Origin of the sequence: Zhengella sp. (assembly GCF_041397485.1) — a bacterium.
In the GTDB taxonomy this organism is placed as follows: domain Bacteria; phylum Pseudomonadota; class Alphaproteobacteria; order Rhizobiales; family Rhizobiaceae; genus Zhengella.
On sequence record NZ_JAWKWO010000004.1, the window covers coordinates 101821 to 127453 of the forward strand.

Consider the following 25633-nt stretch of genomic DNA (forward strand, 5'->3'; position numbering starts at 1 on the left):
TCCCTATTCCGCCGCCTCGCTTCGCCGCGCACCATCGGCAAGGAAGCCGCCCGACTGGCGCATCCACAGCCTTGCATAGAGCCCGCCGGCGTCGACCAGTTCGTCATGCGTTCCGGTCTCGACGATCCGGCCCTTGTCCACCACGATCAGCCTGTCCATGGCGGCGATGGTGGAAAGCCGGTGCGCGATGGCAATCACCGTCTTGCCCTCCATCAAGTCGGCCAGCTTGTCCTGGATCGCCGCCTCGATTTCCGAATCCAGCGCCGAGGTGGCCTCATCGAGGATCAGCACCGGCGCGTCCTTCAGCATCATCCGGGCAATGGCGATGCGCTGGCGCTGGCCGCCGGAGAGTTTCACGCCGCGCTCGCCCACATGCGCGTCATAGCCCTTGCGGCCCTTCATGTCGCTGACGGTCTGGATGAAGTCATGCGCGGCCGCCCGCCTTGCCGCCGCCTCGATCTGTTCGGGCGTCGCGCCGGGCCGGCCATAGGCGATATTGTCGCTGATCGAGCGGTGCATGAGCATCGGCTCCTGTGCAACCACGCCGAACTGCGCGCGCAGCGAGGCTTGCGTGAGATCGCGCACGTCCGTGCCATCCAGCGTGATCCGTCCGCCCTCGACGTCGAAAAGGCGCAGGAGAAGATGCATGATCGTCGTCTTGCCCGCGCCCGAGGGCCCCACCAGCGCCACCTTCTCGCCCGGCCGGATCTCAAGGTTCAAGCCGTCGATCACGCCCTCGCCCTTGCCATAGTGAAAGGTGACATCCTCGAAACGCACATGCCCCTTGGCGCGGGTCATCGCCTGGGCCTCGGCACGGTCTGTAATGGCCGGGGCCACGGAGATCGTGGCGGCGGAATCCTGCACCGTCGCATAGTCGCGCACCAGCCCGTTCATGGCGAACATCAGCCAGCCGGACATGTGGGCCAGCCGGAATGTCAGGCCGACAGCGGTCGCCACCGCGCCTGTGGTCAGCGCACCCTCCATCCAGCCGGACACGGCCAGCCAGCCGGTCACGCCCATCATCAGACCGCTCAGGCTCACCACGGACGCGCGCACGGCCGTGATGGCGCGCACCTGCGCCCGCGAGGCGGCCAACTGGTCTTCCATCGCTTCGCGCACATAGGCATGCTCGCGCCGCCCGCTGTCGAACAGCTTGACCGCCATGATGTTGGTGAAGGCATCCACCATGCGCCCGTTGGAAACCGAGCGCATGTCGGCGACCTTCTTGGAGCGCGCGCGAACCTTCGGCATCAGTTTCCAGCCGATCAGCACATAGCCTGCCAGCCACACCGCCACCGCCAGTCCCATCACCGGATCGAGTGTGGTCAGGATGGTGAAGGTGAGCACGATGAAGACGACGAAGTTCCAGAAGGTCTGGAGAATGCCGGTCATGAAATCGCTGACCGACTGTCCTGCCTGCATCACCTTCGTGGCGATCCGGCCCGCGAAATCGTTCTGGTAGAAGCCGTAGGGCTGCTCGATAACCCGGCGGAAGGCCTGCCAGCGCACGCGCGTGTAAAAGCCCGGCGCGATGACCACCTGTTCGACGATCGTGCCGGCGATCAGCACCAGCGTGCGGCCGAACAGCACGAGCGCCAGAAGCCCGAGCAGTTGCGGCCAGTTGTCCTGCAACAGGCTTGAGGGCTCGGCACCGTCGAGAATGTCGATCAGCCAGCCGAGCGCCCAGTAGAGGCTGGCTTCCACCAGGCCGGTCAGCCCGCCGACGACGAAGGCGGCAAGGAACGGCCCCTTGGCCTGCATGGCGAAATGCCGGATGAAGTCCAGCGCCCTGCGCGGCAGCACCTCCCGCTCCGTGTCGCCGAACGGGTTGATGATCCGCTCTGCCCGGTGCAGCAAGCGGGAAACCGGATTGCGTTGTGAGCTCATTCCGCAGCTTCCGTTTCCGTGCCCTCCTCCTCGATGAGGAATCCGCCGGACTGGCGCGCCCACAATTGCGCATAGAGCCCGCCCGCGGCCACCAGTTCGTCATGCGTGCCGGTTTCCACGATGGCGCCCTTGTCCATCACCACAAGCCGGTCCATGGCCGCGATGGTCGACAGCCGGTGCGCGATGGCAATCACCGTCTTGCCCTCCATCAGCCGGTAGAGATTGTCCTGAATGGCGGCTTCCGCCTCCGAATCCAGCGCCGAAGTGGCTTCGTCGAGGATCAGGATCGGCGCATCCTTCAGCATGACACGGGCAATGGCGATGCGCTGGCGCTGGCCGCCGGAGAGTTTCACGCCGCGCTCGCCCACATGAGCATCATAGCCGGTGCGGCCCTTGGCGTCCGCCAGTTCGCAGATGAAGTCATGGGCCTCGGCGCGCCGCGCCGCCTCCTCCATCGCGGACTCAGGCGCGTCCGGCCGGCCATAGAGTATGTTATCGCGAACGGAGCGGTGCAGAAGGGACGTGTCCTGCGTCACCATGCCGATGGCCGCGCGCAGGCTTTCCTGCGTCACGCCGGCAATCGCTTCGCCGTCGATCAGGATGCGCCCGCCCTCCACATCGTGGAACCGCAGCAGCAGGTTGACCAGTGTCGATTTCCCTGCACCGGACCGCCCCACCACGCCGATCTTTTCGCCCGGCTTCACCTCGAGATTCAGCCTTTCGATGACGCCTGTCCCCTTGCCATAGTGAAACGTGACATCCTCGAAGCGCACATGCCCTTGCGGCACGGCAAGCGCCCGCGCGCCGGGCCTGTCGGTCACCGAATGCGGGCGCGACAGGGTCTGCATGCCATCGATGGCCATGCCGATATTCTCGAACAGGCCCGACAGTTCCCACATGATCCAGTGGCTCATGCCATTGAGGCGCAGCACGAGGCCGAGACCGATGGCCACCGCGCCCGCCGAGACGCCGGCGCCGAGCCAGAGCCAGATGCCCACGGCCCCGACGGCGAAGAGCAGCCCGTTGTTGAGCAGCGCCAGGATCACTTCGAGCTTGGTGACAAGGCGCATCTGCGGATGCACGGTCGTCAGGAAATCGCGCATCGACTGGCGCGCATAGGCTTCCTCGGCGCGGGCATGGGAGAACAGCTTGACCGTCATGATATTGGTGTAGCTGTCGACGATGCGCCCGGTCATGGCCGAACGCGCATCGGCTTGCGTCTCGGAAATGTCGCGCATGAGCGGCAGGTAGTGGCGCAATGTCAGCGCGTAGCCGGCAAGCCAGAGAAGAAACGGCACCATCAGCGCCACGTCGAAACTGGCGATCAGCGCCAGCGTGCCGAATACATAGACCCCGACATAGACGAAGACATTGACCGCCTTCATCAGCGTGTCGCGCACACCGAGCGCCGCCTGCAACAGCTTCGTCGCCACGCGGCCGGCGAATTCGTCCTGGTAGAAGGACATCGACTGGCGCAGCAGGTAGCGATGGCCAAGCCAGCGGATGATCATCGGAAAATTGCCGATCACCGACTGATGCAGGATCAGCGAATCGATCAGCGTCAGGACCGGCAGGATGAGCAGGATGACGGCCCCCATCCAGACCAGTTGCCAGAACTCGGTCTCCAGGAACGTGGCGCGATCGGCCGCCGCCAGCCAGTCGACCACGTCGCCGAGAAAGGCGAACAGCGTGACCTCAAAGACTGCGATCAGCGATGAGAAGAAGGCGATCAGCACCAGCCAGCGCCAGATCGGGCGCGAAAAATGCCAGACGAACGGCCACAGCGTGGCCGGCGGCTGTTCCGGCAGCTGTTCGGGGAACGGGTCGATCCGTCCCTCAAACCATCTGAACAAAGCGGCGACCATGCGCGCGGCCTTCCTGTTGGTCATGTGGCTGCGGCCGCGCCGCAGGGCGAGCCGGCACTTATAGGCCTGCAAGGTGGCGCTGTCATGTCGCTTGGCAAGCCTCTGCTGACAAGCTAGGTCATCGCCCCATGAGCCAGGATCTGCGCATCGCCCTGTACCAGCCGGACATTCCCGGAAATACCGGCACCATCATCCGCACCGCCGCCTGCCTCGGCCTTGGCGTCGATATCGTCGCGCCCGCCGGCTTCGACTTTTCCGACCGCGCGCTGAAGCGTTCGGGCATGGATTATGTGGAACTGGCCGCCGTGACCCGGCACGACGACTGGACCGCCTTCGAGGCATGGCGCAAGGCCGAGGGCCGCCGTCTGGCTCTCTTCACGACCCGTGGCGCGACACCCTATGCGGAGTTCGCCTTCCGGCCCGGCGATATCCTGCTGTTCGGCCGTGAAAGCGCCGGCGTGCCGGACCATGTTCACGATGTCGCCGACGCACGCCTGCTCATCCCCATGACCGAAGGCCGGCGCAGCCTCAATCTCGCCGTTTCCGCGGCCATGGCCGCCGGCGAGGCCATCCGGCAACTGCGTTGACCGTCATCAATCCGCGCTTTTCAGCCGCCGCATCGTGAATTCGATCACATCCCCCGGCCACTCGCTCCAGCTTTCGATCTCGGTCCAGTAGGCCTGACGCGGATAGCGGTCGAGGAATTCCCGCGCCTTCTGCCGTGCCTGCGGACGCGGCAGGCGGAAAGTCTCACGCACGAACCCGTCGCGCGGCATGCGGCTCTTGTTGGCACGGCTCTCGTCAAGCCGCCGCTTCAGGCCATCCAGTGGCGGGCGCGTGGGAACACGCATGACAAACACTCCCGGAGCCTCTATGCGTGAGAAATTCTAGGGACGGATGGCGCGCTTGGCGAGTCTTTTGTGGCAGGCGCGGCAATTGCAGATTGAGGAGCCATGATGGAACGCCCCGACATTCCCGCCGGCCTGCCGGACGGCATCGAGGAGAAGAAGGCGCAGGCCAAAGCCTGGTTCGAGGAATTGCGCGACCGGATTTGCGCCGCTTTCGAAGTGCTTGAGGACGAAGTGCCTGAGCCGCACGGTGGCGGCGAACCCGGCCGCTTCGAACGCAAGCCATGGCAGCGCGACGGCGGCAAGGGTGGCGGTGGCGTCATGTCGATGATGCATGGCCGCCTGTTCGAAAAGGTCGGCGTCCATACTTCCACGGTCCACGGAGAGTTCTCGCCCGAGTTCCGCAACCAGATCCCCGGCGCCAACGAGGATCCGCGCTTCTGGGCATCGGGCATTTCGCTCATCTGCCATCCCGTCAATCCGAACGTTCCGGCCGTCCACATGAACACCCGCATGGTCGTGACAACCCGGCAGTGGTTTGGCGGGGGCGCGGACCTGACACCGGTGCTCGACCGCCGCCGCAGCCAGGACGACCCGGATGCCCGGGCTTTTCACGATGCGATGAAGTCGGCCTGCGAAAGGCATGGCGGTGTGGCTGATCATGGCCGCTACAAGGCCTGGTGCGACGAGTATTTCTTCCTGCCGCACCGCAACGAACCGCGCGGCATTGGCGGCATCTTCTATGACTGGCTGCATTCACCGGAAGAAAACGGCGGATGGGAGGCGGATTTCGCCTTTACCCGTGATGTCGGCAGCACCTTCCTCGATATTTATGCCGATCTCGTGCGGCGGAATTTTGCCTCCGCCTGGACCGGCGCCGACCGGGAGGAACAGCTTGTTCGCCGCGGCCGCTATGTCGAGTTCAACCTGCTCTACGATCGCGGCACGATCTTTGGCCTGAAGACGGGCGGAAATATCGATTCCATTCTTTCTTCCATGCCCCCGGTGGTGAAGTGGCCGTGAACGCCCTACGTGGCATGGAAGGGCGTTTCATTGACCGCTGTCACAACAAACGCCTCAATTGCCCCTATACTGAAGCGGTCTGGTAAGCAGCAGAGGAGGAAAAACCATGAAGGAATTCCATTGTGGATCGCTCGTTCCGGGCTGTGACTGGCATACCCGCCACGAGGATGAGGCGGAGGTGATGCGCCGGGCGGTGGAGCATCTGCGCACCACCCATGGCGAGACGATCATCCGCGAAAGCATGCTGGACGCGATCCGCTCCAAGATCACGCGCAGCGGCGAAGCCGCCTGACGCGCACATCTTTTCCGGCCCGGCCGCACGCCGGGCCGGCCATCTTCACGGCCGTGGAAGGCCGGCGTGCTGACGCGCCATGGCGAGCAGGTCGTTTCTGGTAAGCCGGAATCCCGACGATACCCACGCGTCTTCGAGCGCTGACAGGATGCGGCCCATGGCCGGTCCGGCATTCACACCCGCCTCGCCCAGATCCTTGCCGCGCACCGGCAGCACCGGCCGATCGAAGGTGAGCGCCTGTTTCCATTGGTCAAGCCGCAGCGCATGCGCGCGCATCTGCTCGCCGGAAACCGTTGCGGGCGCGCTGGCACTGGCCAGGGCGAGCGCGATCCTGTCGCGCACACCCTGTTCCGGCCCGCGATAGAGCAGCTTGGCAAGCCCTTCCTGCGACACCTGTTCCGGCGGCGTCTCGGCAAACGCCCAGTCACGCAGCCGCTTGCGCTCCTCGCCCGACAGCCGAAGCCGGTCGGCCAGCGTCTCCATGCGCGCGCTGTCCGGCGGCAGCATGGCTTCCAGCCGCAGCATGACATCCTTCGCCAAAGCGGAACCGCGCTCCGCCTCCAGCAGGCCGTGAATGCCGTCGATACCCCACTTCTCGCTTTCCGGCAGGATGGCAGTCAGCACACCGGTCTGGCGCATCCACAGCAACGCGCGCGAGGGATCCGGCGCTCCCAGCAGCTTTTTCAGTTCGGCCCAGACCCGTTCGGCCGACAGCCGGTCCATGCCGCCTTTCAGCCGCGCACAGGCCTTCAGCCCGTCGGCGTCCGGCCGGCCATGCCCGTACCAGGCAAAGAAGCGGAAGAAACGCAGGATCCGCAGGTAATCCTCCCGGATGCGCGTTTCCGCGTCGCCGATGAAACGCAGCGTGCGCGTTTCCAGGTCGGCCAGGCCGCCCACATGATCGATGACCGTGCCATCGGCGTTTGCGTAGAGCGCGTTGATGGTGAAGTCGCGCCGCTCGGCGTCGGCCTTCCAGTCACGGCCGAAATGCACCGTGGCGTGGCGGCCGTGGGTCTCCACATCGCTGCGCAACGTCGTCACTTCATGCGGGATGCCATTGGCGATGACGGTGATCGTGCCGTGCTCGTAGCCGGTCGGTACAGCCTTGAATCCGGCGGCCTGCGCCCGCGCGATCGTTTCGTCGGGCAGCGTCGTGGTGGCGATGTCGATATCGCTCACCGGCTCGCCCAGAAGCGTGTTGCGCACCGCGCCTCCGGCAATCCGCGCTTCCTCCCCGTCCGCGCAAAGGGCAGCCATGAGCGATTGCAGTCCCGGCTCTTCCAGCCATGCCGCCTTGCCTGCCAGCGAAACCGTGTCGCTCACGTATAGAGCCTTTCGTATATTGTCCGGATGATTCCGGCGGTGACGCCCCAGATGTAGCGCTCGCCATGCGGCATCGTCCAGAAGAAGCGCTCCCGCCCTTCCCAGACACGGCTGGCGCGCACATGGTTGTCCGGGTTCATCAGAAAGGCCAGCGGCACCTCGAACACCGCCGCCACTTCGTCCGGATTGGGAATGGCGATGGCATCCGGCGCGACGAGGCCGAAGATCGGCGCGATGCGATAACCGCTGCCGGTCAGATAGTCCGGCATGCGGCCGAACACCTCCACCTGATCGGGCGCGATGCCGATTTCCTCATGCGTTTCGCGCAGCGCCGCCGCCTCCGGCGTGGCGTCGTCCGGGTCGATCCGCCCGCCGGGAAAGGCCACCTGGCCGGAATGGCTGCGCAAGTTTTCGGTGCGCTGGGTCAGGATCACCGACGGCCCGCCGGCCCGCTCCACAACCGGCACCAGAACCGCGGCATCGCGCAATTGAGGCTTGACGATGAGGTGGCGCAGCGCCGGATTGAGATGATGGTCGCCATGATCGTCGGTACCGAAAGGCCCGTCCTCATGGGCAAGGCGCGCGCGCAAATCCGCCACGGAGAAGCCGGGTGCCGTTTCGCTGAGGCTCATTGCGACAGCGCCTCCAGCCGCGCCATCGTCATCATCGGGAAGACCTTGCCATTGGAGCGCAGCGCGAACATCTCTGTCCCGTCCACATCCACCGGCTCGCCCATGGCGACGAGATCATACATCACCGCGCGCGAAACCAGCGCTTCCAGCCGGCCGCGCACATGCACATAGGGTTTCAAGCCGCCCGTGCCGTCCTCGTCGACAAAGCGCATCGGATGCTCCGGCCCGGCCTCGACGAGGTCGCCGACATTCGTGCGAAACGTCACCACCTGATCCTCGCCATCGCCGCTCGCCACGGCTTCCACGGCCACGAAGGGGGCATCCTCGATGCGGATTCGCACCTTTTCCACAGGCGTGACCAGATAGGTCTCGCCGTCCTCGTCCTTGCGCAGGACGGTTGAAAACAGCCGCACCAGCGCCGGCCGGCCGATCGGCGTGCCCATGTAGAACCAGGTACCGTCACGGCGGATTTCCATGTCGAGGTCGCCGCAATGCTCCGGATTCCAGCGCTCCACGGGCGGAAGTCCGCGTTCCTGCCCGACGGCACGGCTGATCAGCGCCTCCAGGCCGGCACTCTCCCGGATCGCGGCAAGTCCGGTTGACGGGATTTCTGCGGGATCGGTTTTGTTTGTCATGGTCACGAAATAGTCACCGTTATTGCGCTTGTCAGCCCTGTAGGCTGGTTTAATTTGAGCGAAGGTGCATTCACGCTTGCTGGCAAGCGTCGTGGATTCGGTCGGAAAAAGGAAGTCGCCCATGAGCCTCATGACCTCAGACAAGCCGCTGAACGAAGCGGAGATGATCGCCGAGGCAGAGGCCGCGCTGGCTGACATCGCCAGGGCGCGCGAAGCGGTGGGCGAGGTCATTTTCGGCCAGGAAAGCGTGGTCGAGCGCGCCATCGTGGCGCTTCTGGCTGGCGGCCATGCGCTGCTTGTCGGCGTCCCGGGTCTCGCAAAGACCAAGCTTGTCGACACCTTGGGCGCGGTCCTCGGCCTCGATGCCCGGCGCATCCAGTTCACGCCCGACCTGATGCCGTCCGACATCCTCGGTTCGGAAGTGATGGAGGAGGACGAGAACCGCCGCCGTTCTTTCCGCTTCATCCCCGGCCCGGTCTTCGCCCAGCTTCTCATGGCCGACGAGATCAACCGCGCCTCGCCGCGCACGCAGTCGGCACTGCTGCAATCCATGCAGGAATACCACGTCACCGTGGCCGGCCACCGGCACGACCTGCCCTCCCCCTTCCACGTGCTTGCCACCCAGAACCCGCTGGAGCAGGAGGGGACATATCCGCTGCCCGAGGCCCAGCTTGACCGGTTCCTGATGCAGATCGACATCCTTTACCCGGAACTGGAGGCCGAGCGCCGCATCCTTCTGGAGACCACGGGCACCGGCGATGCGAAGGCCCGCCACGTCATGACCGCCGAACGGCTGGTCGCGATCCAGCAGCTTGTGCGCCGAATGCCCGTTCCCGAAAGCGTGGTCGAGGCCATCCTGAAACTGGTGCGCTCAGCCCGTCCGGGCAATGGCAATGCCGAGACCGACCGCCACGTCGCCTGGGGTCCGGGTCCGCGCGCCAGCCAGGCACTCACCCTGTGCGCCCGCGCCCGTGCGCTCTATGATGGCAGGCTCGCGCCTTCGGTTGACGATGTCGCCGCCTTGGCCGAGCCGGTCTTGCAGCACCGCATGGCACTCACCTTCGCCGCGCGCGCCGAGGGCATGAATGTCCGGTCGGTGATTGCCCGCCTCGCCGAAGAGATCGGCTGATGGCGCCGCTTGGCGCGATAACCGAGCCTGTTGCCGCGCGCGATGCGCTGGCCCGCGCCCGCCTGCGCGCCTCGCTCGTGCCGGATCTGCTGGTCGAGGCGCGCCGCATCGTCTCCACGGTCATTTCCGGCTGGCACGGCCGCCGCAAGCGCGGCATCGGCGAGAATTTCTGGCAATACCGGCCCTATGTCGAGGGCGAGGCCATGTCGCGGATCGACTGGCGCCGCTCCGCCCGCGACGACCACACCTATGTACGCGACAACGAGTGGGAAGCCGCTCATACCGTCTGGCTCTGGGCCGACCCCTCGTCCTCAATGCTGTTCAAATCGTCGCTGGCGCCGGTCTCGAAGGAAAGCCGCGCGCTGGTGCTGGCGCTTGCGCTGGCCGAATTGCTGGCCCGGTCCGGCGAGCGGATCGGCTGGCCGGGCCTGACCGATCCGATTTCGGCACGAAATGCCGCCGAGCGCCTGGCTGAAAGGCTTCTTCACGCGCCTGACCTGCCGGCCCGGCCCGATTTCACCATGATCCGCCACTTCTCCGACATCGTCATCGTCTCCGATTTCCTGGACCCCCTGGAGGACATGCGCGCAGCGCTGGAACCTCTGGCAAGCCGGGGCGTGCGCGCGCACCTGATCGAGGTCTGCGATCCGGCCGAAGAACAGTTTCCCTATGCGGGGCGCACCGAATTCCGCGATCCGGAGACCGGCGAGAAGCTGCGCGCCGGCCGCGCCGAGGCATTCCGTCAGGACTATGCCGCCCTGTATCTGGCAAGGCGGAACGATCTGGCAGCATGGGCCAGGCGCCTGGGCTGGAGCTATACCGTCAACCACACCGACCAGCTCGCCTCGCAAGCGCTGGTGTCCGTCCACATGGCCATGAGCGAACCGCAGGCACTGGCGGGAGCCGGCCGATGATTGCAGGCTTGCCGCTGGTTTTCACCTCCCCTGCCGTCCTGTTCGGCCTCGCAGCCCTGCCGGTCATCTGGTGGCTCTTGCGCCTCACCCCGCCGCATCCGCGCGAGGAGGTGTTTCCGCCCTTGCGCATTCTGGCGCGGGTTCTCAAGACCGAGGAAACGCCGCAGAAAAGCCCGTGGTGGCTCACTCTTCTGCGCCTGATCATGGCCGCCCTCGTGATTTTCGCGCTGGCCGGCCCGGTCTTCAACCCGCGCGATGCGGTCGTTTCAGGCAATGCGCCGCTTGTCCTCGTCGTTGACAATGGCTGGGCTGCCGCACCTGACTGGGAGCGCCGCCGGCAAACCGCCGAAACCCTTGTGGGAGACGCCGGCGAAGCCGGAATTCCGGTCATCCTGGCGCTGACCGCCGAGAAGGCAAATACCGGCATCGGCCCGTTCGATGCCGCCACCGCGCGCGATCGTCTCGCCGCCGCGCAACCGCGGCCCGTGCCGGTGGACCGTGTAACCGCCTTCGCACGCATTGCCGAAACCCTGGACGACCAGACCGGTGTCACCCTGGCCCTGTTGACGGACGGGCTTGGATCGGAAGGCGACAGCGCGGCGTTCGCGCAATTGCAGGGTCTGGCCCCCGAGACGGTGATCTGGGCGGATAGCCGTTCCGGGGCGCTGACCGGCATCTCGCGCACCCGGAACGATGCCGCCGCGCTCACTGCCACCGTGATCCGCCCCTCTGGCGATTCCGGTCCGGCGCTGGCCACGCTCTACGCCCTTGACGACAAGGGCCGGCGCATCGGCGAGGCACAGGCCGCCTTCCGCCCCGGCGACACACAGGCGCAGGCGGTTTTCGAGGCGCCCTTCGAATTGCGCAACGACTACGCCGCCATCGTGGTGGAGGGTGCCGGTCAGGCGGCGGCCACGCGCGTGCTCGATGACAATTCCCGGCGCCGCCGTGTAGCCCTGATTTCCGCCTCGGAGGCCGATCAGGCCCAGCCGCTCCTGTCGCCGCTCTACTATATCCGCCGGGCGCTGGCGCCGTTTGCCGATCTCGTCGAGCCGCAGACCAACGACCTCAATCAGGCAATACCCGAAATCCTCGACCAGAAACCGGCGGTCATCGTCATGTCGGATATCGGCGTCATTCCGGATGCTGCCCGCATGGCGCTCGCCGACTGGGTGGAAGGCGGCGGAACGCTGGTCCGCTTTGCCGGCCCGCGCCTGGCCGGCACGCCGGAAGCAGACGATCTCCTGCCTGTGCGGTTGCGCTCGGGCGAGCGGGCGCTTGGCGGCTCGCTGTCATGGACGGAGCCGCAGCCTGTCGCCGAATTCCCGGCCACGGGCGGGTTTGCCGGCCTGACGCCGCCGCGCGAGGTCACGGTCTCGCGGCAGGTGCTGGCCGAACCGGAGCCCGGCATCGTCGAGCGGACATGGGCAGCGCTCGGCGACGGCACGCCGCTGGTCACGGGCGGCCCGCGCGGTGACGGCACGATCGTGCTCTTCCACGTCACGCCCGAAGCGACGTGGTCCAACCTGCCCATTTCAGGCACCTTCGTGGAGATGCTGCGCCGCATCGTGCAATTCTCGCGAAACCAGGGCGCGTTGGCGGTCGCATCCGCCGGCCAGGTGGCCGCCACACTGGCGCCCTGGCGCATGATCGCGGCCAGCGGTGCGCTTGTGCCCCCGCCCCCGGATGCCCGGCCACTGGATCTCTCCGCCGGCCTCCCGCCGGTCACGCTGGAACATCCCCCCGGCCTTTATGGCACAGAGGATGGGGTCGTTGCGCGCAACCTGTTGCCGGAGGATGCCGTGCTGACGCCCATCGCACGTCCGCAATTCGGTGCGGCGGTGACCGCCATCGGCTATGGCGCCGACGAATCGGCCTCGCTGAAAGGACCGTTGCTCGCCGCTGCCGCAGCTCTTCTGGCCGTCGATACCCTCATTGTCTTCTGGCTTTCCGGCCTGATGACCCGACGCCCGCGCCGCACGGCAACGGCTGCACTCCTGCTCGCCCTGGCCGGCACGCTGGCCATGCCGCCAACGGCAATGGATGCCCGCGCGCAGGAGGCAAACGACCAGCGGCCCGGCGACGCCGAAGCGATCGCCGCCATCGAGCAGACGCGCCTTGCCTACGTGATCACCGGGAATGGCAGCATTGACGCGGTCTCGCGTGCCGGCCTGCGCGGCCTGTCCGAATTCCTGATCCGCAAGACCGCGCTCGAACCGGGAGACCCGGTCGGCGTGGATATCGCGACGGATGAACTGGCCTTCTATCCGATCATATACTGGCCGGTGGATGCGAATGTACCGGTGCCGCCGCCCGGCGCCCTGGCCCGCATCGATGCATACATGCAGCAGGGCGGCACAGTTCTTTTCGACACGCGCGATGCCTATTCGGCCGGCTTCGGCGGCAGTGCCACGTCGCCAGCCACCCAGCGGCTGCGTGAAATCCTGTCATCCATGAACGTTCCGGCGCTCGAACCCGTGCCGCCCGATCACGTGCTGACCAAGTCGTTCTACATCCTGGCCGGTTTTCCTGGCCGCTATTCCGCTTCGCCGCTCTGGGTCGAGGCATCGCTGAACGCGGACAGCGACGAGGACAGGCCGGTCCGCACCGGCGACGGCGTTTCGCCGATCCTGATCACCGGCAACGACCTTGCCGGCGCCTGGGCCGTTGACTCCAATGGCGATTTCCTGCTGCCGACCGTGCCCAACAACCCGCTGCAGCGCAGCTATGCCTATCGCGCCGGGGTGAACATCATGATGTACATGCTGACCGGCAACTACAAGGCCGACCAGGTTCACATCCCGGCCCTGCTCGAACGGCTCGGACAGTGAGGCAGCGCCCATGAACCAGGTCTCCGTCTCCTTCGAACCGCTACTGGCATGGCCCTGGCTGGTGGCTGCGGCCGCGGTTCTGGCACTGCTGGCATTCGCGGGAATTGCGCTCGGCCAGCGCGGCGCCTGGGTTCGCGCCACCGCCATGACCGCCCTGCTGCTGGCACTGGCCAACCCTGTCCTGCTGGAAGAGGAGCGCGACCCGGTGAAAAGCGTTGTCGGCATCATCGTCGACCGCAGCCAGAGCCAGGACATCGGCGAGCGCAATGCGCAAGCCAGCGCCGCGCTGGAAGCGCTGAAGGCCCGCCTTGCCCGCTTTCCGGAATTCGAACTGCGGATCGCCGAGGCCGGGCGCGGCGACCGCGCCGACGAGCGTGTCGAAACACGGCTTTTCGGCGCGCTGTCGGGCCTGCTTTCCGATGTGCCGCCCTCGCGCGTGGCCGGCGGCATTCTCATCACCGACGGGCAGGTCCACGACGTGCCTGGAGACCTTCAGGCGCTCGGCTTCAACGCCCCCGTGCACGGCCTGATCACTGGCGAGGCGGACGAATTCGACCGGCGCGTCCGCTTTGTCGAAGCGCCGCGTTTCGGAATTGCCGGAAAGCCGCTGGAAATGACCTATGAGGTCACCGATACGGGCGATGGAGGCGGCACCGTATCGGTCGAGGTGCGCATCAACGGCGATCTGGTGACGACAGAAGAGGCCGTGCCAGGCGCCGCCATGCCGCTGGAAATCATCGTGCCGAACGGCGGCCGCAACATCGTCGAACTCTCCATTCCGCGCGCCGGCGACGAAGTGACCCCGGCCAATAACCGGGCCGTCGCCGTCGTCGATGGCATCCGCGAAAACCTGCGCGTGCTCCTCGTGTCAGGCGAACCGCATGCCGGCGAACGGACCTGGCGCAATCTCCTGAAGTCCGATGCCTCGGTCGATCTGGTCCATTTCACCATCCTGCGTCCGCCCGAAAAGCAGGACGGAACGCCAATCAACGAATTGTCGCTGATCGCCTTTCCCACGCGCGAGCTCTTCGTCGAGAAGATCGACGATTTCGATCTGATCATCCTCGACCGCTATCAGCACCGCGACGTTCTCCCGGTCCTCTACTATGACTACATCGCCCAATATGTGCAGAACGGCGGCGCGCTGCTCGTGGCTGCGGGGCCGGAATATGCAGGCGAGCAATCCATTGCCCGCACCCCTCTTCTGCCGGCCCTGCCCGCCATGCCGACAGGCCAGGTGATCGACCAGGCCTTCCACCCGCGCCTGACGGAAACCGGCGAACGCCACCCCGTGACGCGCGGCCTCGATGGCGCGGCCAGCGAGCCGCCGCAATGGAGCCGCTGGTTCCGCCAGGTGGCGGTCGACCAGCCGCAGGGCGAGGTGGTCATGCGCGGCGTCGGCGAACGGCCGCTGCTCATCCTCAACCGCTATGGCGAGGGCCGTGTCGCGCAATTGCTCTCCGATCAGGGCTGGCTCTGGGCGCGCGGCTTCGAGGGCGGCGGCCCGCACGTCGCCCTGTACCGCAGGATCGCCCACTGGCTGATGCGCGAGCCGGAACTGGAGGAAGAGCGCCTGACCGCAAACGGGCGCGGAATGATGCTGAACATCCGCCGTCAGACCATGGCCGACGAAGCCGGTTCGGCAACGGTCATCCTGCCTTCGGGCAAGACGACCGAAGTGCCGCTGACCGCGCAATCGCCCGGAATCTTCTCCGGGGAACTGGAAGGCAACGAGATCGGCCTTTACCAGGTGGCCAATGACGATCTGGTGGCACTGGCCCATGTCGGGCCGGTCAACGCGCCGGAATTCGCCGAAACCGTTTCCACGACAACGAAACTGCAGCCGCTTGCCAGGGCCAGCGGCGGCGCTTTGCACCGGATTGCCGATGGCCGCCTGCCGGGAATTGTCCCGGTTCGTGCCGGCGCACCTGCTTCCGGGCGCGATTGGCTGGGACTGCGTTCATCGGGCGAAAGCGTGTTGCGCTCGCTCAACCGCACTCCGCTTTTTGCCGGCTTTCTCGGCCTCGCCCTGCTGCTCTTCGCGCTGGGCACCATGTGGTGGCGGGAAGGAAAATAGGCCGGGTGTCCGGCGCAGCCGGAACGCGGCCCTTCACCGCGGGCGCCGGCCGGCAAATCACACCGTCCGGCGCCTGCGCTTGTCAGGCAACCCGTCGATTGCGCATCGGCAGGACGACTGCCCCGTCCGGCATCTCGCTGATGATCAGTTCCAGATCAGGCAGGCAGGCTTCCATCGCCGCGACGCAATCCGGGTCGAACCGCTTGCCGCCTTCGCTGCGGATATAGCGCACGGTCTTCTCGATCGACCAGGCTTCCTTGTACATGCGCTTGGCCGTCAACGCGTCGAACACGTCGGCGACCGCGGCAATGCGCGCGGATTCCGGAATGGCCTTGCCCGCCAGCCTGCGCGGATAGCCGTTTCCGTCCCACCGTTCATGATGGGCGTGGGCGATTTCCTCTGCCAGGTTCAGCAGGCGCGACGAGGATCCCGCCAGGATCTGCGATCCGATGGTCGTGTGCGTCTGCATGTGCGCCCGCTCGTCATCAGACAGCGGGCCCGGCTTGTCGATCACGGTTTCGCGGATGCCGACCTTGCCGATATCGTGCATCACCGCGGCAAGGCGGATGTCGCGGCAGAAATCGGGGTGATGGCCAAGCTGGCGGGCAAGCCGCTCGGCAATGCGCGCCATGCGCACCATATGCGCCGATGTCTCGTCATCCTTGTAGCCGGCGGCCATGGAAAGCCGGTGGATGATTTCCTCTTCGCGCTGGCGGATCATGCCGGTCGCCTGGTTCACCTCTTCGCGCAGCCAGCCCGCCCTGTCCTCCAGCTTGCGCTGGGCAAGACGCAGGCGGACAAGGTTCTTGATCCGCGCGCGGAACTCGATCGGCTCGATCGGCTTGTTGAGAAAATCGATGACGCCGGTGTTGATCGCCTCCATGCGAACAGGGGAATCCCGGTCTGCGGTGATCATCACCACCGGCTTGTGGGCATGGCGGTGATGGGAAAGCAGTCGCTCGGTCAATTCGATGCCATTGATGCCGGGCATCAGGTAGTCGATCACCGCGATGTCGAAATCCTCGATGTCGATATTGTCGGTGAAGGCAACGGCATCGTCATAGATGACGGCCTCGCAATTCTCGATCTTGGCGACGAGCTTTTTCATGAGACCAAGCGTTGTCAGGCTGTCGTCGACGATCAGGATACGGGTTTTCATGGCAAGTCTCACTTCTGCAGCCGGTTGGCGATCTTGAGCGCGTCGACGCGCGCGGCGATCTGGTAGACGGTTGAATTGTCGAGTTCGCTTTCGCGCCGGGCCTGCGCATATTTTGCAAGACCGGTGAAGCCGAGCGTGGAGGCTGCGCCCTTCAGCGTATGCAGGGCGCGGTCGGCCCGGTCGGGATCGCCGGTTCCCATGGCCTCGTTCAGGTCGTCCAGGATGTTGGAGCAGTCCTCGATGAAGTCGCCGACGAGATCGCCATAGCCGTCCTCGCCGATGGCATCGACGAGTTCCTCCACGATACCCTCATCGACTTCGGCGAGATCGACCTTGGACAGGCCTGCACCGCTGGAATCGTCATCGGCCCGGTAAGTGGCGTGCATGGCTGTGCCTTTCTCCTGACTGGTGGGGGCATCCGACAGGATCGACCGGAACCTGCCGAAGGAAACGGGTTTTGCCGCAAAGGCGTTCATGCCGGCCCTGAAACAGCGTTCACGGTCGCGGTCCGAGGCATTCGCCGTCATCGCCACGATCCAGGTCTGCGCATTGAACCGCGAGGCCCGGCGGATTTCCTCGGTGGCCGTGACACCGTCCATGCCGGGCATCTGCATGTCCATCAGGATGATGTCGTAGTGGCGCTCGTTGGCCATGCGCACGCCGGCTTCGCCATCGTCGGCGACATCCACCTGCTGGCCCAGTTTCTCCAGGAAGCGGCAGGCAACCGCCTGATTGACCTTGTTGTCCTCGACAAGAAGGATGGCAAGCTTCGGCAGTTCCTTTTCGGTTGCCGCCGTCTCGGTCGCCAGTTCGTTCTTGTCCGCAACCCCCACGGGCACCTCGAACCAGAAGGTCGAGCCCTTGCCCAATTCGCTTTCGAGGCCGATTTCGCCGCCGAGCCCTTCCACGATGCCCTTGCAGATCGCCAGGCCGAGCCCGGTCCCGCCATAGCGGCGCCCGATCGTGCCGTCGACCTGATGGAACGGCTGGAAGAGCTTCACGCGCGCCTCCTCGTCGATGCCGATGCCGGTATCGGTCACCTCGAAGCGCAACCGGCTCGTCTCGCCGCCATGCACATCGCGGATCCGGATCAGGATCTTGCCGTCACGCGTGAACTTGACGGCATTGCTGACCAGGTTGAGCAAAACGCGGCGCAGCTTGTAGGGATCGCTGACATAGCCCTTGCGCGCGATGCCGTCCTCGAAATCGATGGTCAGGGTGTCGTTCTGTTCGCGGGCGCGCCCATCCATGATCTTGGGAACATCGTTGACGATGTCCTCCAGCCGGAAGGCGATCAGCTCGAATTCCAGCTTGCCATGCTCCATCTTGGCGAAGTCAAGGATTTCATTGATGCTTTCCAGGAGGGCCTCACCCGACGTACGGATGACCTGCACCGAATTTGCCTGCTCCTTGCTCAGTCCGGCATCGTGCAGCAGTTCCGCCATGCCGAGAATGGCGTTGAGCGGCGTGCGGATCTCGTGGCCCATCGTGGCCATGAATTCCGACTTGGCCTGGTTGCCGGCTTCGGCCGCGCGATAGGCCTGCTGCATTTCCTCTGCAATGGATTCGATATGCTCGCCGGCGCTGCGGACCAGCCGCAATTGCCGGATGAGGTTGACGATCAAGAGCCCGACGACGACGAGAAGGGCGAAGGCCAGGACGCCTGCGAATTGCTGCAGACGCAGCATTTCCGCGCGCGAATCGGCGCGCGAGGCCGACACCGCGGCATTGGTGCGCATGAGCAGGGTCCCGGTCGCCTTCTGGAGTTCCTGCAGTTTCGCCCGCGTCCGCGTGGTGGCCTCCGCATCCAGCGGCTCGCCACCAGCAATGGCTTTCACCGTCGGCTCCAGTCCAAGAATGAGGTTTCCGGCACGCCGGCGCATGTCCTGGATGACCGGATTGTCCTCGAAATAGTCTCCATAGTCGGACTTCAGCAGAACGGTCAGGCGCGAATAGAGGATGTCATAGCGCAGGCTCAGGCTGTCATCGCTTGCCGGCCGGGTCCCGTCGGCGGCCAGCCCCGCATTGAAGCTTTCGCGCAGGCGCATGGTTTCGCGGTCCACCTGATAGACCGCCCAGAGCGCATCCTCGCGGATGCTGGCCTGCATCTCGTCCTGAAGCGTGGATATGTGAAAGAAAAGGCCAGCCAGCGTCACCATCAGGCCGATGGTGATCGCGAGAAGATAGCGGCTCGCCGTACCGCTATGCTTGACAAGCCATTTGCTTCTTTCAAGGGAAGAATTCACTTCCGCACCTCGATCTCATGAATCTGCCAGACAGAGCGGGAAAAATATTTCTCGTTGTAGAGTTCCGGGTTCGTGTCGAACGGATAGATCAGGAAGAGAGGCCCCTTCTCGCGGACGGTCATGTCCTTGCCGTTCATCGCCATCGCCAGCATGGAGGGCATTTCGGTTGCATCCTCCATCGGAATTTCCGCCGAATAGTCGTTCAGCGCTTTCAGGACCACGGTCTTGCCTTCGGCCCCGGCCGCTTTCAGGACTGCCGCAAGAAGGGGACCCTCAAAGGTCACCTGGCCTTCCGTCCAAGGCGTTTCCATGGTCGCGCTGCGCTGTTCAAGGGCGCGCAATTCGCCACGGTCGAATTCCACCGGTTCACCGGATGCCGTTCCGGTGACGGTCAGGATGATCGTATCGTCCGAGGCAAGGGCAAGGCCGGTGGTGGAGAGGAGCAGCATGAGCGCCGCGGCTATGGTCTTCATCATTCATCCCTGGATCTGGTGCAGTCGCGCCAACGGCCCGAACGGCAATGCCCGCGCCTGCAATGCTTTGTCTCGGTTGCCCTGAAAGGCTGTTTTGGAACATTCCGGACGACGCCGGCCTGTGGCGGATGCCTTATGCTGTCACGCGCTGGTGACCCGCCACGTTGCCGGCATATGCCGAATGGTTTGAGGCCGCGTTGAAACGGAACTCCGATTTTTCAACGTATTTTACTAATAGAGGATATTTCACACAGGACCGTGTGTTTTCGCCCTCGGATTGCCGAGCGGCCCCGAGCCGGGTTTTGCGCGAACCGAAAGCGAACCATGCGCTTGCGCCATCTCCACCTGTCCCTCCTGCCTTTTTTGTTTTTAACCATGTTCTTGTCTTCCGGAATACAAATGCGCGCATAACTTTTTTGCAAATAAGGATTCCTGCCTCTCCCGTTCTGCCGGCGAACGGCCGGCGCGCCCAGGTCTGGAGGGGAAACAAAAGGATATCCGACACTTGCAGCGCAAATCCGCGCCCATCTTCCCTTCCTGGATTCCGGGACTATCTTGTCTGCGCACGACAAGCATGGACCCGGGAGAGGACGATGAACCAGCCGGAAGGCTACACTCCGCCAAAGGTATGGACCTGGAACAGCGAGAATGGCGGCCGATTCGCCAATATCAACCGCCCGGTCGCGGGGCCGACGCACGACAAGGACCTGCCGGTCGGCAAACACCCGTTGCAGCTTTATTCGCTGGCCACGCCGAATGGCGTGAAGGTCACCGTCATGCTGGAAGAACTGCTCGCCGCCGGCCATGCCGGCGCCGAATATGACGCCTGGCTTATCCGCATCAACGAAGGCGACCAGTTCTCAAGCGGATTCGTGTCCGTCAACCCGAACTCCAAGATCCCGGCCCTCGTCGACCGTTCAGGCGACAAGCCTGTTCGCGTTTTCGAGTCCGGGTCGATCCTGCTTTATCTGGCCGAGAAGTTCGGTGCATTTCTGCCGGCGAGCCACGCGGCGCGAACAGAGGCCCTGAACTGGCTGTTCTGGCAGATGGGATCGGCGCCCTATCTGGGCGGCGGTTTCGGCCATTTCTATGCCTATGCCCCCTTCAAGATCGAATATGCCATCGACCGGTTCACCATGGAGGTGAAACGCCAGCTCGATGTGCTCGACAGGCACCTGGCGGAAAACCGCTACATGGCCGGCGACGACTATTCCATCGCCGACATGGCGATCTGGCCCTGGTACGGCAATCTCGTCGCAGGGCTGATCTATGACGATTCCGCCACCTTCATCGAGGCGCATACCTACGAAAACGTGATCCGCTGGCAAAAGGAGATCTGGGAGCGCCCGGCGGTCAGGCGCGGGCGCATGGTCAACCGCGCCTTCGGCAAGCCGGAGGAACAGCTTCACGAACGGCACGACGCGACTGATTTCGACACGCAGACGCAGGACAAGATCGGCCCGAAGCAGGATTGACCCTCCGACAGGCTGCGTCGGCCGGAATCATCGGCACGAGGCCGCGCCAAGGGCGGCATGCTCGATCGTTCCGTGCAGCGCTGCCGCTGCGCCCGCAGTGAGTTCGCAAGCCAGAAGGCGCGCCGGGTCGACCGGGCGCGGCATGACCACCTGGCCGAATGGCAATTGGCGAAAGCCAAGCGGCCCGTAATAGGGTTCGTCGCCGACCAGGACGACGACACCCGATCCCGCGGCCTTCGCCGCCTCCAGCGCAAGCGCCACCAGCCTCCGGCCCACGCCCTTGCTCTTCCACGCCGGCTTGACGGCCAGCGGGCCGAGCAGGTGGCCGCGGCCCCCGCCCGCGCGGATGGGCGTCATGCGCACCGACGCGATGATCTCGCCGCCATGGCAGGCGACAAAGGAAAGCGCCCTGTCATGGGCGCCGCCATCGCGGATGGCCTGTGCGGCGCGGGCGAAACGCCCCGGTCCGAAAGCTTCGGCATTGATGGCTTCGATGGCATCGTCGTGAGACGGGTCTTCCGGCAGATAGGCAAGATCAAGCGTGGTCATGAAGGTCATCCGGTCGTCGAGCGGTCGCATGGCAGGATTTCGCGCATGCGGGTTAGGCAGCCTGAAGTTCAGGCGCGGGCTCGTCGTCGGATGATGCAATGGGACACGGAATTTCCCCTCGGCGCGTCTCTTGACTGTCCGCTAGCCGATCCCGGGCGCATTGTCCAGCGCAGTTTGCCGGCCCGCCAACAGACTGTTCAGGCCTTCGGGGCTTCCCAACCGGCCTGTGCCGCGCCAATTGACGAGGGAAAGCAGGAAAGGACGAAACAATGGGTTTGCTTGTCGACGGCCAATGGCAGGACAAATGGTATGACACGAAGTCCACCGGCGGGCGTTTCGAGCGCCAGGAATCGCAGCTTCGCAACTGGGTCACGCCGGATGGAGAGCCGGGCCCGTCCGGCGAAGGCGGGTTCAGGGCCGAGCCGGGCCGGTATCATCTTTACGTTTCGCTGGCCTGCCCCTGGGCCCACCGCACGCTGATCATGCGCAGGCTGAAGAAGCTGGAGCATGTCATCTCGGTCGACGTCGTCCATTGGCTGATGGCGGAGAACGGCTGGGAATTCGCGACCGGGCAAGGCGCGACCGGGGACACGCTGTATGGCCATGACTTCCTGCATCAGATCTACACGAAAAACCGGCCTGACTATTCCGGCCGCGTCACCGTCCCCGTGCTCTGGGACCGCAAACGCGAGCGCATCGTTTCCAATGAATCGGCGGAGATCATCCGGATGCTGAATTCCGCCTTCGACGAATGGGGCGACGCATCGCTGGATTTCTATCCGGAAAGCCTGCGCGAGGACATCGACGCCATCAACGCCACCGTCTACGACAATGTCAACAATGGCGTTTACAAGGCCGGCTTCGCCACGTCCGAAGACGCCTATGAGGAAGCGTTTGACGCGCTCTTTTCAACGCTGGACGATCTGGAAGAGCGCCTGGGTCAAGGCCGCTATCTCGTCGGCAACCGGCTGACCGAGGCGGACTGGCGCCTGTTCACCACGCTGGTCCGGTTCGACCCGGTCTATGTTGGCCATTTCAAGTGCAATCTGCGCCGGATCGCCGACTACCCGAACCTGTCGAACTACCTGCGCGACCTCTACCAGGTGCCGGGCGTGGCCGAAACGGTCGATCTTCACCACATCAAGAACCACTACTACCGGTCGCACGAAACGCTGAACCCGGGCGGCATCGTTCCCAAGGGGCCGGCGCTCGCCTATGACGCCCCCCATGACCGTGGCCGCTTCGGCCAGTCCGCACCTACCAGAATGGCGATCTGACGGCGCTGCCGAAAACCTCCTCCAGACGCGCCCGGGTGGCGCGCGTGGTTTCCTCCGGAAGATTGTCGAGGGCGAAGAAGCCGGTTTCCGCGATCTCATGGTCGCGCCCGCGCGGCCCGACCTGTTCAAAGGTGTCGACCAGGTAGAGCGCCACATGATCGCGCCGGCTGGCAAGCCGGTTGAAGTGGAACGAGACCAGACGCGCGGGGCCTGTGAGCCGGATATTGCCTTCCTCCGCCAGTTCACGCGCCAGCGCCTGATCGGCGGATTCGCCCGGCTCCACGCCGCCGCCGGGCAATTGCCAGCCTGGCACATAGGTATGGCGCACGAGGAAGACCGATCCGCGCGCACCGTCATGCACGATGGCGCGCACACCCAGCGTCATCGGCCTGGCCAGCAGGAAGAAGAGGTGAAACAGCCGGATGCGCCAGCGCGTCTTGCCTGCGCCTTCAGGCATCATGCTTTGCGCCCGGCGGCTGGAAAGGCAACCGGCTTTCGCCTAAGAAAAGAACCATGTTCCGTCTCGCTCATCTCTCCGATGTCCATCTGGGCCCCCTTCCGCCGGTCCGCTATCGCGAACTCGTGTCCAAGCGCATTACCGGCTATGTCAACTGGCATCGCAACCGCAGCCGCAATCTCGGGGACGATGTATTGTCGCGATTGTGCGACGACATGCTCGCCCAAGAGCCCGACCACATTGCCCTGACCGGCGATCTCGTCAATCTGGCGCTGGATGCCGAGATCGAGGCCGCTCGCCTCTGGCTGCAAGCCTTTGCCCCTGCCGGCCAGGCGTCCGTGGTTCCCGGCAACCATGATGCCTATGTCCCCGGCGCGCTGGAAAAGGCCTGCCATGCCTGGAGTCCGTGGATGACCGGCGACGGCGTCAACGCCCCCGTCACCCGGAAATCCTTTCCCTATCTGAGGGTTCGCGGCCCGGTGGCGCTGATCGGCGTATCTTCCGCCGTCGCCACGGCACCGTTTCTGGCCAGCGGCGAATTCAGCGGCAAGCAGGCGCGAAAGCTGGCCCCGATCCTCGAGGAGGCCGGCGAACGCGGCTTGTACCGGGTCATCATGATCCATCACCCGCCGCTGCGCGGTGCCGCGTCGCCCTACAAGCGGCTCTACGGCATTCGCCGTTTCCAGAAGACGGTTCTCGAGCACGGCGCGGAACTGGTGCTGCACGGTCATACCCACCTGCCGACACTGGGCCACATTCGCGGCGATGGCCGCGTCATTCCGGTGGCCGGCGTGCCGGCCGGCGGCCAGGGCCTGAACGGCCACAAGCCGGCCGCGGGCTATTCCCTGTTCGAGATCGATGGCGGCCCCGGCGCCTGGACAACCACCATGCGCCGGCGTGCGCTGACAGGCCAAACGCTCGGTTTCAAGGACGTCGAACACCGGAACCTGGACGAATAACGGCTCGCTCGCGCCCCATCAGTTCCAGAAGTCGAACCCCAGCGCGGCGAGCCGGTCCCATAGGAGCGCGATCAGCATGCCACCGCCGGCGAGCGCACCGAGCAGGAAAATCATCAAGCCTTCCAGGAAGCCGCTTCCCCGGGCGCCTTTTTCGGGCTCACTCGTCTCGGCCGGCGCGCCATGCCTCACCGGCGTCACGTCGCCTTCCATCATGCGCTGCTTCTCGACAATACGTTCGCCGATATAGCGGGCCACGTGATCGGCGACGACGGTGACGTCCCCGCTTTCGGAAAGCACGACGCGGCCAAGCCTCGTATCCTTCATGAAACGGTAGGTCCGCTTGTCACGGCCCATCGTGACATGCGCCGTGGCATCGATCCAGAAACGCGGTTGCAACCCGGAAGACAGCGCCAGGTCGAACTGGTCATCCTCCGCGGGGATGTCGTCGAGCAGGGGCTGCAATTCCTGAACCAGCAATTCCAGCCGCATGGCCTGCGTCTCGCGCAGTTCCACCACCACGTCATCGCGATCGGCGTGATCGTTCTTCACGATGCGGATCACGTCGGACAGCTTGCGCATGCTGCTGCCCGTTTCCGTTGCCGGCATCTTGCCTGTCTGTTTTTCTGCCATGATGCAACCTGCGCTTTGACCAGGCCCGATGGTTAACAGGAGCTTGACGCAAAAGCACGGCAAAAAGAAGAAGGGCCGCCGCCGCTATCCCCAAGCCTGTGAATTCCGGCCGCCACCAGTCACCCCGCCGCCATGGCCCGGGCCGTCAGCGCGCATTCTCCGAAATCAGCCGGATGACGGCGTCGGTTTGCTCGTCGATCAGCATGTGGCCGGTGCCAGCGAACAGGTGCAGGGCGAAGAGCGGCGGCAGATCCCGGGTCTGGCTTGATGGCAAGACGCGGTCTTCGGTGCCCCAGATCACCTTGACCGGCATCGGCAGGGCTGCCAGCGCGTCGCGCGGGATGGCACCCTGGATACCGTCGCGGGTCATGCGCGCGGCAATATCCGTCAGCATGGCCCGTTGGCCGTCGCGCGCGCGCAATTCGGCCAGTTTGTCGAGCGCTCCCCCGTTGACCGGGTTGCGATAGCCGACCATCTCCTCAAGACAGGGCAGCAGGTCCTCGCGGCTCACGGCCTGCGCATAGCGGATCAGGAGGCGGATGTTGATTTCCGGCCCGAACCCGCCGGGTGCAAGAAGCGTCAGCGAGGCGACCCTGTCCGGCGCGGCCATGGCGATCAGCGCCGCGATTGCACCGCCCATCGAATGGCCGGCGAGATGAAAACGGGAGATCCCCTGCCCGTCCATGTGGTCGAGCACCGCCTGCACCGCGACTTTCACCGGACCGGCGCCCGGATAGGTGAGCGAAAGGCCATGCCCCGGCAAATCCGGCGTCAGGACGAGCCGCCTGGCCGCCAGCGCCGCTGCAACCGGCTCCCAGACATGATGCGATCCGCCAAAGCCATGCAACAGCACGAGCGGCTCCCCGCCTTCGCCGCGCCGCACGCAAAACAGGTTCTCGCTCATTTCTCTTGTTCCCTCCCAGGAAAAGGCCCGCCGGCACGGACCGGCGGG

Annotated in this window: 23 protein-coding genes; 10 read left to right on the plus strand and 13 right to left on the minus strand. The window is 65.0% G+C overall.

Going from position 1 to position 25633, the window contains the following annotated elements; all coding sequences use genetic code 11:
* Positions 1–3: 3 nt before the first annotated feature.
* Together R3D65_RS13030 and R3D65_RS13035 are read right to left on the minus strand one after the other, a co-directional pair.
* Positions 4–1887 carry an ABC transporter ATP-binding protein gene (locus tag R3D65_RS13030; protein ID WP_371275680.1) on the minus strand — a complete coding sequence of 628 codons (1884 nt, stop codon included), beginning with the start codon at positions 1885–1887 and terminating at the stop codon, positions 4–6.
* Positions 1884–3776: an ABC transporter ATP-binding protein gene (locus R3D65_RS13035; RefSeq protein ID WP_371275681.1), complete on the minus strand. Its 1893-nt coding sequence runs from the start codon at positions 3774–3776 to the stop codon at positions 1884–1886. Before R3D65_RS13035 ends, R3D65_RS13030 begins: the two co-directional genes overlap by 4 nt.
* Before the next feature lie 104 nt (positions 3777–3880).
* Here R3D65_RS13035 and R3D65_RS13040 point away from each other — a divergent pair, with 104 nt between their 5' ends.
* On the plus strand, positions 3881–4339 hold the full coding sequence (locus tag R3D65_RS13040) for a tRNA (cytidine(34)-2'-O)-methyltransferase (RefSeq protein ID WP_371275682.1): 459 nt from the start codon (positions 3881–3883) through the stop codon (positions 4337–4339).
* A gap of 6 nt (positions 4340–4345) precedes the next feature.
* On the opposite strand, the gene R3D65_RS13045 is transcribed toward R3D65_RS13040, so the two are convergent.
* Complete coding sequence (locus tag R3D65_RS13045; protein ID WP_371275683.1) at positions 4346–4603, minus strand: hypothetical protein; 258 nt, start codon at positions 4601–4603, stop codon at positions 4346–4348.
* 105 nt (positions 4604–4708) lie between these two features.
* On the opposite strand from R3D65_RS13045, the gene hemF reads away from it, so the two are divergent.
* Complete coding sequence (gene hemF / locus R3D65_RS13050) at positions 4709–5623, plus strand: oxygen-dependent coproporphyrinogen oxidase (protein ID WP_371276036.1); 915 nt, start codon at positions 4709–4711, stop codon at positions 5621–5623.
* 106 nt (positions 5624–5729) lie between these two features.
* A complete protein-coding gene (locus R3D65_RS13055) occupies positions 5730–5915 on the plus strand; it encodes a DUF1059 domain-containing protein (RefSeq protein ID WP_371275684.1) in 186 nt (61 codons plus the stop codon).
* A 45-nt stretch (positions 5916–5960) separates the two neighbouring features.
* Here R3D65_RS13055 and R3D65_RS13060 read toward each other — a convergent pair whose 3' ends face one another.
* Genes R3D65_RS13060 through R3D65_RS13070 form a run of 3 tightly spaced genes read right to left on the minus strand, consistent with a single transcriptional unit; the run spans position 5961 to position 8505 of the window.
* Positions 5961–7238 carry a CCA tRNA nucleotidyltransferase gene (locus R3D65_RS13060; protein WP_371275685.1) on the minus strand — a complete coding sequence of 426 codons (1278 nt, stop codon included), beginning with the start codon at positions 7236–7238 and terminating at the stop codon, positions 5961–5963.
* Positions 7235–7870: a CoA pyrophosphatase gene (locus R3D65_RS13065; RefSeq protein WP_371275686.1), complete on the minus strand. Its 636-nt coding sequence runs from the start codon at positions 7868–7870 to the stop codon at positions 7235–7237. The genes R3D65_RS13060 and R3D65_RS13065 overlap by 4 nt, the downstream gene beginning before the upstream one ends.
* Positions 7867–8505, minus strand: a complete 639-nt coding sequence (locus tag R3D65_RS13070; RefSeq protein WP_371276037.1) for a DUF1285 domain-containing protein — start codon at positions 8503–8505, stop codon at positions 7867–7869. Before R3D65_RS13070 ends, R3D65_RS13065 begins: the two co-directional genes overlap by 4 nt.
* A gap of 121 nt (positions 8506–8626) precedes the next feature.
* Between R3D65_RS13070 and R3D65_RS13075 the strand changes: the two genes are divergently transcribed.
* Genes R3D65_RS13075 through R3D65_RS13090 form a run of 4 tightly spaced genes read left to right on the plus strand, consistent with a single transcriptional unit; the run spans position 8627 to position 15456 of the window.
* Positions 8627–9634, plus strand: a complete 1008-nt coding sequence (locus tag R3D65_RS13075) for an AAA family ATPase (protein ID WP_371275687.1) — start codon at positions 8627–8629, stop codon at positions 9632–9634.
* A complete protein-coding gene (locus tag R3D65_RS13080) occupies positions 9634–10548 on the plus strand; it encodes a DUF58 domain-containing protein (RefSeq protein ID WP_371275688.1) in 915 nt (304 codons plus the stop codon). Before R3D65_RS13075 ends, R3D65_RS13080 begins: the two co-directional genes overlap by 1 nt.
* Positions 10548–13379: a DUF4159 domain-containing protein gene (locus tag R3D65_RS13085; protein WP_371276038.1), complete on the plus strand. Its 2832-nt coding sequence runs from the start codon at positions 10548–10550 to the stop codon at positions 13377–13379. The genes R3D65_RS13080 and R3D65_RS13085 overlap by 1 nt, the downstream gene beginning before the upstream one ends.
* Positions 13380–13389: 10 nt before the next feature.
* Positions 13390–15456 carry a hypothetical protein gene (locus R3D65_RS13090; RefSeq protein ID WP_371275689.1) on the plus strand — a complete coding sequence of 689 codons (2067 nt, stop codon included), beginning with the start codon at positions 13390–13392 and terminating at the stop codon, positions 15454–15456.
* Between the two features lie 82 nt (positions 15457–15538).
* Here R3D65_RS13090 and R3D65_RS13095 read toward each other — a convergent pair whose 3' ends face one another.
* From R3D65_RS13095 to R3D65_RS13105, 3 genes are read right to left on the minus strand one after another with little or no spacing between them, the layout of a single operon-like run.
* Positions 15539–16615 carry an HD-GYP domain-containing protein gene (locus tag R3D65_RS13095; RefSeq protein WP_371275690.1) on the minus strand — a complete coding sequence of 359 codons (1077 nt, stop codon included), beginning with the start codon at positions 16613–16615 and terminating at the stop codon, positions 15539–15541.
* A gap of 8 nt (positions 16616–16623) precedes the next feature.
* Positions 16624–18861, minus strand: coding sequence for an ATP-binding protein (locus R3D65_RS13100; RefSeq protein WP_371275691.1), 2238 nt, complete (start codon positions 18859–18861; stop codon positions 16624–16626).
* Positions 18858–19334 carry a molybdopterin-dependent oxidoreductase gene (locus tag R3D65_RS13105; protein ID WP_371275692.1) on the minus strand — a complete coding sequence of 159 codons (477 nt, stop codon included), beginning with the start codon at positions 19332–19334 and terminating at the stop codon, positions 18858–18860. The genes R3D65_RS13100 and R3D65_RS13105 overlap by 4 nt, the downstream gene beginning before the upstream one ends.
* A 593-nt stretch (positions 19335–19927) precedes the next feature.
* Here R3D65_RS13105 and yghU point away from each other — a divergent pair.
* A complete protein-coding gene (gene yghU, locus R3D65_RS13110; RefSeq protein ID WP_371275693.1) occupies positions 19928–20809 on the plus strand; it encodes a glutathione-dependent disulfide-bond oxidoreductase in 882 nt (293 codons plus the stop codon).
* 27 nt (positions 20810–20836) lie between these two features.
* Here the strand turns inward: yghU and R3D65_RS13115 are convergent, their stop codons facing one another.
* A complete protein-coding gene (locus R3D65_RS13115; protein ID WP_371275694.1) occupies positions 20837–21358 on the minus strand; it encodes a GNAT family N-acetyltransferase in 522 nt (173 codons plus the stop codon).
* A gap of 269 nt (positions 21359–21627) precedes the next feature.
* Here R3D65_RS13115 and R3D65_RS13120 point away from each other — a divergent pair, with 269 nt between their 5' ends.
* Entirely contained in the window at positions 21628–22635 is a 1008-nt protein-coding gene (locus R3D65_RS13120) for a glutathione S-transferase family protein (RefSeq protein ID WP_371275695.1), read from the plus strand.
* Here R3D65_RS13120 and R3D65_RS13125 read toward each other — a convergent pair.
* Positions 22616–23095: an NUDIX domain-containing protein gene (locus R3D65_RS13125; protein WP_371275697.1), complete on the minus strand. Its 480-nt coding sequence runs from the start codon at positions 23093–23095 to the stop codon at positions 22616–22618. The two genes, R3D65_RS13120 and R3D65_RS13125, sit on opposite strands and share 20 nt — an antisense overlap.
* 53 nt (positions 23096–23148) lie before the next feature.
* Between R3D65_RS13125 and R3D65_RS13130 the strand changes: the two genes are divergently transcribed.
* A complete protein-coding gene (locus tag R3D65_RS13130; RefSeq protein WP_371275699.1) occupies positions 23149–24051 on the plus strand; it encodes a metallophosphoesterase in 903 nt (300 codons plus the stop codon).
* An 18-nt stretch (positions 24052–24069) separates the two neighbouring features.
* On the opposite strand, the gene R3D65_RS13135 is transcribed toward R3D65_RS13130, so the two are convergent.
* Positions 24070–24681, minus strand: coding sequence for a hypothetical protein (locus tag R3D65_RS13135; RefSeq protein ID WP_371275700.1), 612 nt, complete (start codon positions 24679–24681; stop codon positions 24070–24072).
* 145 nt (positions 24682–24826) lie between these two features.
* Positions 24827–25585: an alpha/beta fold hydrolase gene (locus R3D65_RS13140; protein ID WP_371275701.1), complete on the minus strand. Its 759-nt coding sequence runs from the start codon at positions 25583–25585 to the stop codon at positions 24827–24829.
* Between the last annotated feature and the right edge of the window lie 48 nt (positions 25586–25633).

What these genes read in the sequence shown, in the direction of transcription:
- R3D65_RS13030 (WP_371275680.1), bottom strand. Translation starts at nt 1,887, where the DNA reads ATGAGCTCACAACGCAATCCGGTTTCCCGCTTGCTGCACCGGGCAGAG.
- R3D65_RS13035 (WP_371275681.1), bottom strand. Translation starts at nt 3,776, where the DNA reads ATGACCAACAGGAAGGCCGCGCGCATGGTCGCCGCTTTGTTCAGATGG.
- R3D65_RS13040 (WP_371275682.1), top strand. Translation starts at nt 3,881, where the DNA reads ATGAGCCAGGATCTGCGCATCGCCCTGTACCAGCCGGACATTCCCGGA.
- R3D65_RS13045 (WP_371275683.1), bottom strand. Translation starts at nt 4,603, where the DNA reads ATGCGTGTTCCCACGCGCCCGCCACTGGATGGCCTGAAGCGGCGGCTT.
- hemF (WP_371276036.1), top strand. Translation starts at nt 4,709, where the DNA reads ATGGAACGCCCCGACATTCCCGCCGGCCTGCCGGACGGCATCGAGGAG.
- R3D65_RS13055 (WP_371275684.1), top strand. Translation starts at nt 5,730, where the DNA reads ATGAAGGAATTCCATTGTGGATCGCTCGTTCCGGGCTGTGACTGGCAT.
- R3D65_RS13065 (WP_371275686.1), bottom strand. Translation starts at nt 7,870, where the DNA reads ATGAGCCTCAGCGAAACGGCACCCGGCTTCTCCGTGGCGGATTTGCGC.
- R3D65_RS13070 (WP_371276037.1), bottom strand. Translation starts at nt 8,505, where the DNA reads ATGACAAACAAAACCGATCCCGCAGAAATCCCGTCAACCGGACTTGCC.
- R3D65_RS13075 (WP_371275687.1), top strand. Translation starts at nt 8,627, where the DNA reads ATGAGCCTCATGACCTCAGACAAGCCGCTGAACGAAGCGGAGATGATC.
- R3D65_RS13080 (WP_371275688.1), top strand. Translation starts at nt 9,634, where the DNA reads ATGGCGCCGCTTGGCGCGATAACCGAGCCTGTTGCCGCGCGCGATGCG.
- R3D65_RS13090 (WP_371275689.1), top strand. Translation starts at nt 13,390, where the DNA reads ATGAACCAGGTCTCCGTCTCCTTCGAACCGCTACTGGCATGGCCCTGG.
- R3D65_RS13095 (WP_371275690.1), bottom strand. Translation starts at nt 16,615, where the DNA reads ATGAAAACCCGTATCCTGATCGTCGACGACAGCCTGACAACGCTTGGT.
- R3D65_RS13105 (WP_371275692.1), bottom strand. Translation starts at nt 19,334, where the DNA reads ATGAAGACCATAGCCGCGGCGCTCATGCTGCTCCTCTCCACCACCGGC.
- yghU (WP_371275693.1), top strand. Translation starts at nt 19,928, where the DNA reads ATGAACCAGCCGGAAGGCTACACTCCGCCAAAGGTATGGACCTGGAAC.
- R3D65_RS13115 (WP_371275694.1), bottom strand. Translation starts at nt 21,358, where the DNA reads ATGACCACGCTTGATCTTGCCTATCTGCCGGAAGACCCGTCTCACGAC.
- R3D65_RS13120 (WP_371275695.1), top strand. Translation starts at nt 21,628, where the DNA reads ATGGGTTTGCTTGTCGACGGCCAATGGCAGGACAAATGGTATGACACG.
- R3D65_RS13125 (WP_371275697.1), bottom strand. Translation starts at nt 23,095, where the DNA reads ATGATGCCTGAAGGCGCAGGCAAGACGCGCTGGCGCATCCGGCTGTTT.
- R3D65_RS13130 (WP_371275699.1), top strand. Translation starts at nt 23,149, where the DNA reads ATGTTCCGTCTCGCTCATCTCTCCGATGTCCATCTGGGCCCCCTTCCG.
- R3D65_RS13135 (WP_371275700.1), bottom strand. Translation starts at nt 24,681, where the DNA reads ATGGCAGAAAAACAGACAGGCAAGATGCCGGCAACGGAAACGGGCAGC.
- R3D65_RS13140 (WP_371275701.1), bottom strand. Translation starts at nt 25,585, where the DNA reads ATGAGCGAGAACCTGTTTTGCGTGCGGCGCGGCGAAGGCGGGGAGCCG.